The sequence below is a fragment of the Dehalococcoidia bacterium genome (assembly GCA_041653995.1).
Classification (GTDB): domain Bacteria; phylum Chloroflexota; class Dehalococcoidia; order GIF9; family UBA5629; genus CAIMUM01.
Map to the genome: position 1 here is coordinate 958,087 of JBAZEK010000001.1, position 12,097 is coordinate 970,183.

Below are 12,097 nucleotides of genomic sequence, written 5' to 3' on the forward strand. Positions count from 1 at the left end.
GTATACTATGGAGTTGAGAGGTTATTCAGAACACTCAAGGAGGCAATAATTGGGTAAATATGAGGATGAAATTGAGATTGAAATGATGAATAAGTTAGCTGAACAAGAAAGACACCTCTCAGTTACCAATGTTATTGAAGAATTAGATAAGAAATCTAGATCAATCGAGTTTCAAAAGAAAATTAGTCAAACATTACATGAAGCAAGTACAAAGCACCGAAAAAAGAGATGGTTTGATATTTTTTGAAGTAACTATAGGCTATATCTAATCTGAGTTATATGTTATATGAAAAATGGTGGTGCCCCCAAGGGAATTCGAATCCCTGTGTCCAGCTTGAAAGGCTGGTGTCCTAGGCCTCTAGACGATGGGGGCACGCTTTATGGATAGAGGGGAAGGGGCTCAAGGCCGGACGTCTCCGGCAAACCAAACATTATATTCATATTTTGCACGGCCTGTCCAGCAGCGCCCTTGACCAGGTTGTCGATGCAGGTTATCACCACCACACGGCTCGTCTTCTGGTTGATGGTGGGGTAGACCAGGCATAAATTGCTGCCCAGCGTATGCTTGCTCTCGGGAGGCTGCTGCACCACTTTGGTATACGGCTCGTCGCGGTAAAAATCGTAGTAGACTTTGTCCAGCTCTTCCTTGCCACCGCTGAGCTTGCCCGGCTTCGCTTTCGCGTAGCAGGTGCTCTCGATGCCGCGCGTCATGGGCACCACATGGGGCACAAACGTCACTGAGACGCTTTTCGTGGCGTCCAGCAGGGTCAACTCCTGCTGTATCTCCGGCAAATGGCGATGGCCGCCCAAACCATAAGCGCGCACGTTGTCGCTGGCCTCTGAGAAATGAGTAGGAAGGGTGAGCGTCCGGCCGGCACCGGATACGCCCGACTTGCTGTCGACGATCAGGTCCGGCTCGACCAGCCCCATCTGGACCAGCGGCGCCAGCGCCAGTATAGCTGACGTGGGATAACAGCCCGGGTTGGCCACCAGGTCGGCGCCCTTGATGGCGGCGCGGTGCAGTTCAGGCAGACCGAAGACGGCCTTCTTCAACAGCTCCGGCGCGGGATGGTCGAAATCGTACCAGAGCGGGTACCAGGCGGCCTCCTTGAGGCGGAAGTCCGCGCTGATGTCCACAACCTTGATACCCTTATTCAGCAGCGGCACGATGCCCTCGGCGCTGGCCTTGTGGGCCATGGCCGAGAAGGCGACGTCTATTTTGCCCTCCAGCTCGGCCGTCACGGTCAAGCCTGTCACGCCCAGATGAGGAAAGACCTCGCCCAGCTTCTTGCCGGCCGCGCTCCTGCCCGTCACAGAGACCAGCTCGACGTTGGGATGCTGCCAGAGGATGCGCGCCAGCTCGACGCCGGCGTAACCGGTGACGTTGATGATGCCCGCTTTTATTTTGTTCATTGCTTTTTCCAATAACGTTGTTATCTATATTAACTTATTCAGGTGGCAGGTGTCATTTATGTAAAGGGCGGAGGGGACGCCGAAGCGGAACTCGAACAGGTTCACCGACCCCGGCTGCTGATCGATCTGGCCGTAGTGCTTGCTGTGCAGATGCAGCAGGTGCAGTATCATGATCTGGGACAATGCCCGCTGCGAAACGACCACTGCGGTTTCTTTCTTATGCTTCAAGGCGATATCGTCCAGCGCAACGGCGGAGGCCTCCCTCAGCCTGTCTATGCCGGCGTCGGGATACAGCATGCTACTTGCGCCGGGAGGCGCGCCCGCGGCCGAACAATCGGCCGCCTCTCCCTCTTTCTGAATGAGCTGCTTCCAACATACCTGCTGCGCCTCGCCCAGCCCCGGCAGGGGCTCAATTTGCAGGCCGAAGTGTCCAGCTATATGCCGTGCCAGATCCTCGACGCCGGGCAGCGGACAGTAATACACGGCTGCCACTTTATACTCGGACAGCCGCTCCGCCACGGCCCGAGCCACAGCGTCCTCCGAAAGCTCCCTTACCGGACCCGTGTTGACGATCAGTAGCTTGCCCAATTCACCCCGTCGACTATCTTTCAACGACCATGGCGATGCCCATGCCGCCGCCGATGCACATGGTGGCCAGGCCGTGCTTGAGGTTGCGCCTCTTCATCTCGTTCGCCAGCGTGACCAGCACGCGCCCGCCAGTGGCGCCGATGGGATGCCCCAGCGAGATGCCGCTGCCGTGCACGTTGGTCTTGTCCAGGTCGAATCCCAGCTCCCTGACGCAGCCCATCGCCTGCGAGGCGAAGGCCTCGTTCAGTTCGACCACGTCCAAATCCTTGACCGTCAGTTTGGCCTTCTCCAGCGCCTTCTTCACGGCCGGCACCACACCCAGACCCATATAGGCCGGGTCCACGCCGCCGGAGGCGAAGGCTTTTATCTTCACGATGGGCTCCAGGCCCATCTCTTTAGCTTTCTTGGCCGACATCAGCAGCAGGGCCGCCGCGCCGTCGTTGATGCCTGAGGCGTTGCCGGCCGTCACGGTGCCGTCCTTCTTGAAGGCCGGGGCCAGCTTGCCCATTTTCTCCATGCTGGTCTCCATCGGCCTCTCGTCCGTATCGAAGACCACGGGATCGCCCTTCCTCTGCGGCGTCACCACCGGCACGATCTCCTGCTTGAAGGTGCCGTCCTTGATGGCGGCCATGGCGCGCTGGTGGCTCATCAGCCCCAGCTTGTCCTGGTCCTCCCGGGTAAAGCCGTATTTGGAGGCGATGTTCTCGGCCGTCACGCCCATGTGGTAGCCGTAGTAAAGCTCGTACAGGCCGTCGTAGACCATCAGGTCCAGCACCTCGCCCTTGCCGGTCAAATCCATACGATAGCCCCAGCGCGCGCGCGTCATGGCGTAAGGGGCGTTGCTCATGCTCTCCATGCCGCCGGCCACGACCACGTCGGCGTCGTCCAGCATAATGGACTGCGCGCCCACGATTACGGCCTTGAGACCGGAGCCGCAGATCTTGTTGACAGTGAAGGCGGGCGTCTCCTTGGGCAGCCCGGCGTAGATCATGGCCTGCCTGCCGGGATTCTGTCCCTGCGCGGCCTGCAGCACGTTGCCCATCACCACCTCATCCACCTGCACCTCTTTGAGGTTATCCGGCCAATCGTAATATTTCTTCTCAAGCTCGCTCTGCCCATCGCCGGCCAGCGCCGCCGGGCCGTAGCCCAGCTGTTTGGACCCTGACTTCGGCCTGAGGCCGGCCCGCTTGAGGACGTCCTTTATCACTATCGAGCCTAATTTGGCCGCGGTCTGCTCTTTGAGGCCTCCGCCGAACCCGCCGATGGCCGTCCTGACCGCGCTCACTATGACAACTTCAGACATTGATCCCTCCTTAGATGACTATTTTTTACCCAGCAGGCGACGGCACAGCGCCGGCACCATCTCGTGTACGAATTCCGTGCTGTATTCGCTGCGGTTGAAACGCAGCGGCGTGATCGATATGCGGCGGTGCTTGAGCGCCCACAGGTCCGTGCCGCTGACGTCCTCCATGTCCACCGCCCGGTGCTGTATCCAGTAATACTCGTGTCGCCCGTCGTAGCCCGTCTCGATGCCGGCCGAGTATTTCTTCTCGCCCAGCTTGGTCACGTCCATGCCGGGTATCTCGCGTAATTCCAGGTCGGGCACGTTCACGTTGAGCAGCATCTTGCCCTTGATGCCCTTCTCTTTGACATAGTCCGCTACGGCACGGGCTACGCGCGCCCCGGTCTCGAATTTAGGCTGCTCGAAGCCGTTCACGGAGACGGCGACCGAGGGTATCGAGTAGAAGAAGCCCTGCAGCGCGGCGCCCACCGTGCCCGACAGGAACACGTCGTAGCCGCAGTTCGGGCCCTGGTTGACGCCGGACACCACCAGGTCGATGCCGTCCTTCATGACCACCTTGATGGCCATGATGACGCAGTCGGCCGGCGTGCCCTCCACCGCGTGCGTCTCGATGCCGTGTATTTTCTCGTGCACGCGCGTGATGCGTATGGGATGGTGAAAGGTGATGGAGGTGCCCACGCCGCTCTGCTCGCGATCGGGCGCCACCACCGTCACCTCGCCCGCGTCCTTCAGCCAGTCGACCAGCGTCCACAGGCCGTCGGCGTTGACCCCATCGTCGTTGGTGACAAGTATCTTCACTTCAATATCTCCCGGAAAACGCATAATTTTATCACAGACCACCACAGCCGATAAACATGGCCCGATACGGCAATCACGATGCTTGTTAGTTGCCATATACGGTGTTATAATTCGGCAGAAATCCGTGAGCCTTTACAGTCGTGGCAAACCATGCGCATGAATAACTGCAAAACGATCCTGCCAGGGAGGTCATGATGGAGCCAAAGATAGGTGTCTATATATGCCATTGCGGCAGCAACATCGCCGGGATTGTGGACGTTGAGAAGGTGGCGGAGTTCGCCAAAACCCTTCCCGCCGTCGTCGTCGCGCGCGATTACAAGTTCATGTGCTCCGATCCCGGACAGGACCTGATCAAGAAGGATATCAAGGAGCTGGGCGTCAACCGGGTGGTGGTCGCCTCCTGCTCACCCCAGATGCACGAGCCCACCTTCCGGCGCGCGGTGCAGGAAGGGGGTCTCAACCCCTACTACTTCGAGATGGCCAACATACGCGAGCACTGCTCCTGGGTGACTGAGTCGCCCAAAGAGGCCACCGAGAAGGCCAAGGCGCTGGTCAGCGCGGCCGTAAGGCGCGTGTTCTACCACCAGCCGCTGGAGAGCAAGGAGGTGCCGGTCCACCCCGCCACCATGGTGGTGGGCGGCGGCATCGCCGGCATTCAGGCGGCGCTGGAGATCGCCAACTCCGGCCACAAGGTCTACCTGGTGGAGCGCGAGCCCAGCATCGGCGGACATATGATGCAGCTCGACAAGACCTTCCCCACGCTGGACTGCTCGGCCTGCATACTCACACCCAAAATGAGCATGGTGGGCGCACACCCCGACATCGAGCTGCTCACCTACAGCGAGGTGGATTACGTCTCGGGCTACGTGGGCAACTTCCGCGTCAAGATACGCAAGAAGGCGCGCTACGTGGACGATGCGAAATGCAACGGCTGCGGCACCTGCATGGCCAAGTGCCCGGTCAAGGTGGACAGCGAGTTCGACGAGCGGCTGTCCAAACGCAAGGCCATCTACACGCCCTTCGCCCAGGCCGTGCCCAACGTGACCGTGATCGACCGCGAGCATTGCACCTACTTCCTCAAGGGCAAATGCCGCGCCTGCGAGAAATTCTGCGAGAGGAACGCCGTCGATTTCCAGCAGGAAGACCAGATTCTGGATATCGAGGTCGGCAACATCATACTCACCACCGGGTATCAGCTGTTCGACCCCACTCCGCTCAAAGAATACGGATACGGCAGGCTGGACAACGTCATCACCAGCCTGGAGTTCGAGCGGATGGTCAACTCGGCCGGACCCACCACGGGACACATACTTCTCAAAAACGGGCAGGAGCCCAAAAGCATCGCGCTGATACACTGCGTGGGCAGCCGCGACGAGAAATACCACACCTACTGCTCGCGCGTCTGCTGCATGTACGCCATGAAGTTCGCCCACCTGCTCAAGGAGCACGTGCACGGCGCGGAGGTCTACGAGTTTTATATCGATATCCGCAGCTTCGGCAAGGGATATGAGGAGTTCTATAACCGCGTCCAGCACGAAGGCACGGTGTTCTTCCGCGGACGTCCCGGCGAGGTCACGGACGTGGCGCTGACGCCCGAGGAGAAGGGCAAGTTGATCGTGCAGTTCGAGGATACGCTGGTGGGCAAACAGCGCCGCCTCCCCGTGGAGATGGTGGTGCTGTGCAGCGGGCTCGAGGCGCACAAGGACGCCCTGGACGTGGCGCACACCTTCAATATCTCCATCGGCAAGGACCACTTCTTCACCGAGAAGCACCCCAAGCTGGACCCGGTGGCCACCATGACCGACGGCATCTTCATCGCCGGCTGCTGCCAGGGCCCCAAGGACATTCCCGACACCGTGGCGCAGGCTTCGGCCGCGGCGGCCAGGGTGCTGGCGCTGATCGACAAGGGCAAGGTGGAGATCGAGGCCGACACCGCCTTCATCGACGAGTCCAAATGCTCGGGCTGCCGGGTGTGTAACCTGCTCTGCCCCTACAGCGCCATCACGTTCATCGAGAAGGACAAGGTCTCGCGCGTCAACGAGGCGCTGTGCAAGGGCTGCGGCACCTGCGTGGCGGGCTGCCCCAGCGGCGCCATCACGCACAGGCACTTCACCGACCAGCAGATCAACGCCGAGCTGGAAGGCATTTTAGCATAGGAGAGGGATATGGAAACGAAGCTGAAACCGGATTTCCTCAACGAAGTCGCCTCCATACCGGCCTGCGATAAGATCAACGAGTGCATACAGTGCGGCGTGTGCAGCGGCTCCTGCACCACCGCGGAGCACTGGGAATACCCTCCGCGCAAGATCATCGCCATGATACGCGCAGGCATGAAGGACGAGGTGCTCAACAGCAGCTCCATCTGGTACTGCGTGTCCTGTTACCTCTGCACGGCCCGCTGCCCGCGCGATATCAAGCCGGCCAATATCATGCACGCGCTGGAGGCCATCGCCCTCAAAGAGAACTACAAACCGCCCACCAAAACCACCACCATGTACCGCTCATTCGCGCGCTCGATCGAACAGAACGGGCGCATCTACGAGTTCGGCTTCATGCTGGAATACTTCCTCAAGACCAACCCCTTCGCGGCGCTCAAGATGCTGCCCATGGCCTTCAGCCTGCTGACGCACAAGCGCATGCCGCTGCTGCCCAAGGCGGTCGAAGGCAGGCGCGAGCTCAACCGCATGTTCCAGAACATTAGCACGGGAGGTTACAGGTGAGATATTACGCTTATTACCCGGGCTGCTCCATGGAAGCCACCGGCGCCCCGGTGGAGAAGGCGATTAAAACTATCGCCAAACCGCTGGATATCGAGCTGGTTGAGCTCAAGGACTGGACCTGCTGCGGCTCCTCCCCATTCAGCGGCGTGGACAAGGTCAAGGCCATGGCCATCACGGCGCGCGTGCTGGCGCAGGCCGAGAAGACCGGTCTGGACCTGGTCACACCCTGCAGCTCCTGCTACACCATTCTGCACGAGGCCAACGAGCTGATGAAAGAGGACCACAAGCTGGCCTGGCAGGTGCACGAGGCGCTGACCACAATCGGGCTCAACTATAACGGCACGGTCAAAGTGCGCCACATCGTGGAAGTGATCTACAACGACGTCGGCCTGGAAGCCCTTGCTTCCAGGGTGAAGCGTCCCCTGACCGGGCTCAAGGTGGCCTGCTATCACGGCTGCCAGCAGGTGCGGCCCGAGTACGGCTACGACGACCGCGAGTACCCCGACTGGCTGGATCAAATGGCCAAAGCGATGGGGGCGGAGCCGGTCAATTTCCCGCTCAAGGCCAAATGCTGCGGCAGCTCGCTGGTCATCTCCGAGACCAACATGGCTCTGGACCTGATACACAGATTGCTGCAGAACGCCGCCGACAACGGCGCGCAGGCCTTCGTGTCGACCACCTGCCCGCTTTGCCATACCGCGCTGGACGCCTACCAGCCGGCGGTCAACAGCAAATTCAAGACGCATTTCAACCTGCCCGTGCTGGCGCTGCCTCAGTTCATCGCCGTGGCGCTGGGATTCGATTTCAAACAGTCCGCGCTGGACGGCAACATCGTCTCTCCGCGCAAGCTATTGAATCCCTACTTCAGCGGCAAGATAGCGGCGGCCGCGGCCAATCAGCCGGCGCAGCAAGCAGCCGGATGAAAAAGCTGGTACTGGGCATCGGCAATCCCATACTGGGCGACGACGGCGTGGGCTTCCACGTGGTCGAAGCCCTGCAGTCCGATCCTCCCCCCGGCGACATCACTTTCGAGTGCGTGGACGCCTCCGGATTCGCCCTGCTAGACTACGTGGTCAACTACGACCGCGTGGTGATCGTGGACGCCATTATGACCGTGGACGGCAAGCCAGGGACCGTATACCGCCTGGGACTGGACAACTTCAGGCCCAGCAAGCACACCATCTCCCCCCACGACACCGACCTGCCCACCGCCCTTCACCTGGGCGCCACCATGAAGCTCAAACTACCTGAAAAAATCGATATCGTAGCAGTAGAGATACCTCCGGTATACGAGTTCTCACAGGATCTGTCTGAAAAGGTAGCTGCGGCCGTGCCCGAAGCCGTAAAGATGGTGAAAGAACTCATCACGCATTAGATCGTCATTACAAGCGTTTTTCACTCCATCATTGCGGGCATTTTTCTCCCATCGTCATTGCGAGGAACGCAGTGACGAAGCAATCTTGTGCGTGACTGCGGGCACACAGGATTGCCGCGCCCTTCGGGCTCGCAATGACATTTTGTCCCCCACATTCATAATCTGTATAATGATGCTTCGCGAAAGGGAGCGCAGATAGGATATGACAGCCGTGCTGATCAGCGGCCTGGAGGTCTCGGCCTCCATCCGCAGCGAACTCAAGGCACGCGCGGCCGCACTGGCCGCGCGCGGCATCGTGCCGCGCCTGGAGGTCATCCTGGTGGGCGACGACCCGGCCTCCGTTTCGTACATCAGGTCCAAGGAGAAGGGCTCGGTCGAGGTCGGCATCAAGGAGAACACCACCCACCTGCCGGCCGACACCTCCCAGAAGAAGCTGATCGCCCTGCTGGATAAGCTCAACGGCGATAAAAAAGTGGACGGAATACTGGTGCAGGTACCCCTGCCCCCGCACATCGATACGGAGAAGGTTCTCTACCATATATCCCCGGACAAGGACGTGGACGGGTTCCATCCGGTCAACCTGGGCAAGCTGCTGCGCGGCGAGCCCTGCTTCCTGCCCTGCACACCCCACGGCATCCAGCAGATGCTGATGCGCGGCGGATTCGATCCCGCGGGCAAACACGTGGTGATCTGCGGCCGCAGCAACCTGGTGGGAAAACCGCTGGCCGCCATCCTGCTGCAGAAAAAGAAGGGCGCCAATGCCACGGTCACCGTGGTACACACCGCCACCGAGCACATGCCCAGCTTCACCCGGCAGGCCGATATACTGGTGGCGGCCATGGGCAAACCCGGCTGCATCACGGCCGATATGGTCAAAGACGGCGCCATCGTGATCGACGTGGGCGTCAACAGGGTGCCCGACTCGACCAGAGAGAAGGGTTACCGCCTGGTGGGCGACGTAGATTTCGAGGCGGTCAAAGAAAAGGCGGCGGCCATCACGCCTGTCCCGGGCGGCGTGGGACCCATGACGGTGACCATGCTGCTGCAGAACACAATCGAGGCCGCCGAGCTTAAAAGGACTTAAGGGAGATTTAGCGCTATGCCGTACGATCCGTTGAAAATGAGCGACTGGCAGATCGCCGAGGCGGCGGAGAAGAACATGCCTCAGCCGGCTGACTGGCCCGCCAGGCTCGACCTGAAGAAGGAAGAGATCATACCCTACGGCAAGGTGGCCAGGCTGGACTACGCCGGAATTATGCGCCGGCTCGAGGACAGGCCGGACGGCAAATACATACAGGTGACGGGCATGACCCCCACCCCTCTGGGAGAGGGCAAAAGCACCTGCACCTGCGGACTGCTGGAGGGGCTGGGCAAACGCGGCTATAACGTGGGTGGCTGCATCAGGCAGCCCTCGGGCGGGCCTACCATGAACATCAAGGGCACCGCGGCAGGCGGCGGCAACGCCCTGCTCATACCCATGACCGAGTTCTCCATGGGACTGACCGGCGACATCAACGACATCACCAACGCGCACAACCTGGCCATGGTGGCGCTGACGGCGCGCATGCAGCATGAGCGCAACTACGACGACCGCAAGCTGCAGACCCTTTCCAATATGAAACGACTGGACATCGACCCCACGCGCATCGAGATGAGCTGGGTGATGGACTTCTGCGCGCAGAGCCTGCGCAATATCATCATCGGCATCGGCGGCAAGATGGACGGCTTCACCATGCAGTCCAAGTTCCAGATAGCCGTCAGCTCCGAGCTGATGGCCCTGCTGGCCATCGTGAGGGACCTGGGCGACCTGCGCCACCGCATGGACAGGATCACTGTGGCCTACAACAAGCACGGCGACCCCGTGACGGCCGGCGACCTGCAGGTGGGCGGCGCCATGACAGCCCTCATGCGCAATACCATCAATCCCACGCTATGCTGCACGGCCGAATACCAGCCGCTGATGGTGCACACCGGCCCCTTCGCCAATATCGCCCTGGGACAGTCCTCCATCATCGCCGACCGCCTGGGACTCAAGCTGTTCGACTACCACGTCACGGAGAGCGGCTTCGCCGCCGACATCGGATTCGAGAAGTTCTGCAACGTTAAATGCCGCCTGAGCGACCTCAAACCCAACGCCTCGGTGCTGGTGGTGACCGTGCGCGCGCTCAAAATGCACGGGGGCGGCCCCACGGTCGTGCCCGGCATCGGCATACCGGAGGAATACACGCGCGAGGACCTGGAGCTGCTGGAGAAGGGCCTGCCCAACATGCTGCACCATATCAAGATCATCAGGGAGGCCGGCGTTAAGCCGGTGGTCTGCATCAACGTCTTCCACACCGATACGGAGGCCGAGATCAAGATGGTCAAACGGGCGGCCGAGCAAGCCGGGGCGCGCTGCGCCGCATCCCGCCACTGGGAGTTCGGCGGCGAGGGCGCACTGGAGCTGGCCGACGTGGTCAAGGACGCCTGCGAAGACGACAATGAATTTAAATTCCTCTACCCGCCCGAGATGAAGATACGCGACCGCGTGGACAAGATTGCGCGCGAGGTCTACGGCGCGGCGGGCGTCTCCTGGTCGCCGGCAGCCGAGGCTAAAGCCAAAATGCTGGAGAACGACCCCGAGTTCGACGACTATGCCACCATCATGGTCAAGACCCACCTCAGCCTGAGCCACGACCCCGCCCTCAAGGGCGTGCCCAGGGGCTGGATCCTGCCCATACGCGATATCATCATCTACTCCGGCGCCAGGTTCCTCTGCTTCTTCGCCGGCGAGGTCAACATGATGCCCGGCACCGGCTCCAATCCGGCCTTCCGCCGCATCGATATCGATCCGCTCACAGGCAGGGTGCACGGACTGTTCTAAGGGCATGCGTCTATCCGATTTCGAATATGACCTGCCTCCTTCATTCATCGCCCAGCATCCGTTAGACCGGCGCGATCAATGCCGCTTGATGGTGATCGACCGCGGCAGCCGGAGCATCGAGCACCGCCATTTCCACGAGATTGGAGACTATTTAAATCCGGGCGACACGCTGGTTCTCAACGATTCCCGCGTGATACCGGCCCGCCTGAACGGCACGATCGAGGGCAGCGGGCGCAGGGCCGAGGTGCTGCTGCTCAAGCGGCTGGAGGACGGCAACTGGGAGGCGCTGGCCCGGCCGGGACGGCGGCTGCTTCCAGGCTCCAGGGTAATCGTGCCCGCAGTTAAACCGGGCGCCCCAGGGGAGCTCACAGTCACCATATTGAAGACAGGGGAGGGCGGGCTGCGCATCGTGAGCCTGGGAGGCAGGGACGCGCCGGACGGCTACGGGAAGATGCCGCTGCCGCCCTACATACACGCCCGGCTGGAGGACGATGACGACTACCAGACGGTGTACTCCAGATATGAGGGAAGCGCGGCGGCGCCCACCGCGGGGCTGCATTTCACGCCTGAATTGCTGGACGACCTCAGGCGCAGGGAGGTCAATACCACTTTCGTCACGCTGCACGTGGGACTGGATACCTTTCAGCCCGTGCGCGCAGAGGACCCGTCCAGGCACCACATTCACACCGAGCACGGGGTTGTCGGCCGGGCCACGGCTGAAATGATAAATGACACGCACGGCCTTGGAAAACGTGTGATAGCAGTGGGCACGACCTCGGTGCGGCTGATGGAGGCCGCTTCACGGGAAGGCCGGACGGCGTCTTTCAGCGGACAGGTTGGACTTTTCATACTGCCCGGCTACAGGTTTCAGGTCACGGACGCCATGGTCACCAACTTCCACCTGCCCAGGTCCACGCTGCTGATGATGGTGTCGGCCTTCGCCGGGCGCGAGTTCATACTGCACTGCTACGAGGAGGCCAAAAAAGAGGGCTACAGATTCTACAGCTTCGGCGACGCCATGCTCATCTTATAGTATG

The 12,097-nt window shown here is 60.7% G+C and carries 12 protein-coding genes and 1 tRNA gene; 8 read left to right on the top strand and 5 right to left on the bottom strand.

Annotated elements, in window-relative coordinates; all coding sequences use genetic code 11:
- Positions 1-49 precede the first annotated feature (49 nt).
- Positions 50-247, top strand: coding sequence for a hypothetical protein (locus WC359_04670; GenBank protein ID MFA5399712.1), 198 nt, complete (start codon positions 50-52; stop codon positions 245-247).
- A gap of 50 nt (positions 248-297) precedes the next feature.
- On the opposite strand, the gene WC359_04675 is transcribed toward WC359_04670, so the two are convergent.
- From WC359_04675 to surE, 5 genes are all read right to left on the bottom strand, one after another.
- A tRNA-Glu gene (locus WC359_04675) sits at positions 298-373 on the bottom strand.
- Positions 374-378: 5 nt separating this feature from the next.
- Positions 379-1,413 (bottom strand): N-acetyl-gamma-glutamyl-phosphate reductase, encoded by a 1,035-nt coding sequence (argC, locus tag WC359_04680; protein ID MFA5399713.1) that lies wholly within the window; start codon positions 1,411-1,413, stop codon positions 379-381.
- 24 nt (positions 1,414-1,437) lie between these two features.
- Entirely contained in the window at positions 1,438-2,001 is a 564-nt protein-coding gene (locus WC359_04685) for a histidine phosphatase family protein (protein ID MFA5399714.1), read from the bottom strand.
- Positions 2,002-2,014: 13 nt separating this feature from the next.
- Complete coding sequence (locus tag WC359_04690; GenBank protein MFA5399715.1) at positions 2,015-3,304, bottom strand: acetyl-CoA C-acetyltransferase; 1,290 nt, start codon at positions 3,302-3,304, stop codon at positions 2,015-2,017.
- 18 nt (positions 3,305-3,322) lie between these two features.
- Positions 3,323-4,102 carry a 5'/3'-nucleotidase SurE gene (gene surE / locus WC359_04695; protein ID MFA5399716.1) on the bottom strand — a complete coding sequence of 260 codons (780 nt, stop codon included), beginning with the start codon at positions 4,100-4,102 and terminating at the stop codon, positions 3,323-3,325.
- A 194-nt stretch (positions 4,103-4,296) separates the two neighbouring features.
- On the opposite strand from surE, the gene WC359_04700 reads away from it, so the two are divergent.
- The 7 genes from WC359_04700 (at position 4,297) to queA (ending at position 12,093) form a co-directional block, all read left to right on the top strand.
- Entirely contained in the window at positions 4,297-6,258 is a 1,962-nt protein-coding gene (locus WC359_04700; GenBank protein ID MFA5399717.1) for a CoB--CoM heterodisulfide reductase iron-sulfur subunit A family protein, read from the top strand.
- 9 nt (positions 6,259-6,267) lie between these two features.
- Positions 6,268-6,822, top strand: coding sequence for a 4Fe-4S dicluster domain-containing protein (locus tag WC359_04705; protein ID MFA5399718.1), 555 nt, complete (start codon positions 6,268-6,270; stop codon positions 6,820-6,822).
- Positions 6,819-7,745 carry a CoB--CoM heterodisulfide reductase iron-sulfur subunit B family protein gene (locus WC359_04710; protein MFA5399719.1) on the top strand — a complete coding sequence of 309 codons (927 nt, stop codon included), beginning with the start codon at positions 6,819-6,821 and terminating at the stop codon, positions 7,743-7,745. Before WC359_04705 ends, WC359_04710 begins: the two co-directional genes overlap by 4 nt.
- On the top strand, positions 7,742-8,197 hold the full coding sequence (locus WC359_04715) for a hydrogenase maturation protease (GenBank protein MFA5399720.1): 456 nt from the start codon (positions 7,742-7,744) through the stop codon (positions 8,195-8,197). Before WC359_04710 ends, WC359_04715 begins: the two co-directional genes overlap by 4 nt.
- A gap of 202 nt (positions 8,198-8,399) precedes the next feature.
- Entirely contained in the window at positions 8,400-9,281 is an 882-nt protein-coding gene (gene folD / locus WC359_04720; protein MFA5399721.1) for a bifunctional methylenetetrahydrofolate dehydrogenase/methenyltetrahydrofolate cyclohydrolase FolD, read from the top strand.
- 15 nt (positions 9,282-9,296) lie between these two features.
- On the top strand, positions 9,297-11,060 hold the full coding sequence (locus tag WC359_04725) for a formate--tetrahydrofolate ligase (protein ID MFA5399722.1): 1,764 nt from the start codon (positions 9,297-9,299) through the stop codon (positions 11,058-11,060).
- A gap of 4 nt (positions 11,061-11,064) precedes the next feature.
- Positions 11,065-12,093 carry a tRNA preQ1(34) S-adenosylmethionine ribosyltransferase-isomerase QueA gene (queA, locus tag WC359_04730; GenBank protein MFA5399723.1) on the top strand — a complete coding sequence of 343 codons (1,029 nt, stop codon included), beginning with the start codon at positions 11,065-11,067 and terminating at the stop codon, positions 12,091-12,093.
- Positions 12,094-12,097 lie beyond the last annotated feature (4 nt).

What these genes read in the sequence shown, in the direction of transcription:
- argC (MFA5399713.1), bottom strand. Translation starts at nt 1,413, where the DNA reads ATGAACAAAATAAAAGCGGGCATCATCAACGTCACCGGTTACGCCGGC.
- WC359_04690 (MFA5399715.1), bottom strand. Translation starts at nt 3,304, where the DNA reads ATGTCTGAAGTTGTCATAGTGAGCGCGGTCAGGACGGCCATCGGCGGG.
- WC359_04700 (MFA5399717.1), top strand. Translation starts at nt 4,297, where the DNA reads ATGGAGCCAAAGATAGGTGTCTATATATGCCATTGCGGCAGCAACATC.
- WC359_04705 (MFA5399718.1), top strand. Translation starts at nt 6,268, where the DNA reads ATGGAAACGAAGCTGAAACCGGATTTCCTCAACGAAGTCGCCTCCATA.
- WC359_04715 (MFA5399720.1), top strand. Translation starts at nt 7,742, where the DNA reads ATGAAAAAGCTGGTACTGGGCATCGGCAATCCCATACTGGGCGACGAC.
- folD (MFA5399721.1), top strand. Translation starts at nt 8,400, where the DNA reads ATGACAGCCGTGCTGATCAGCGGCCTGGAGGTCTCGGCCTCCATCCGC.
- WC359_04725 (MFA5399722.1), top strand. Translation starts at nt 9,297, where the DNA reads ATGCCGTACGATCCGTTGAAAATGAGCGACTGGCAGATCGCCGAGGCG.
- queA (MFA5399723.1), top strand. Translation starts at nt 11,065, where the DNA reads ATGCGTCTATCCGATTTCGAATATGACCTGCCTCCTTCATTCATCGCC.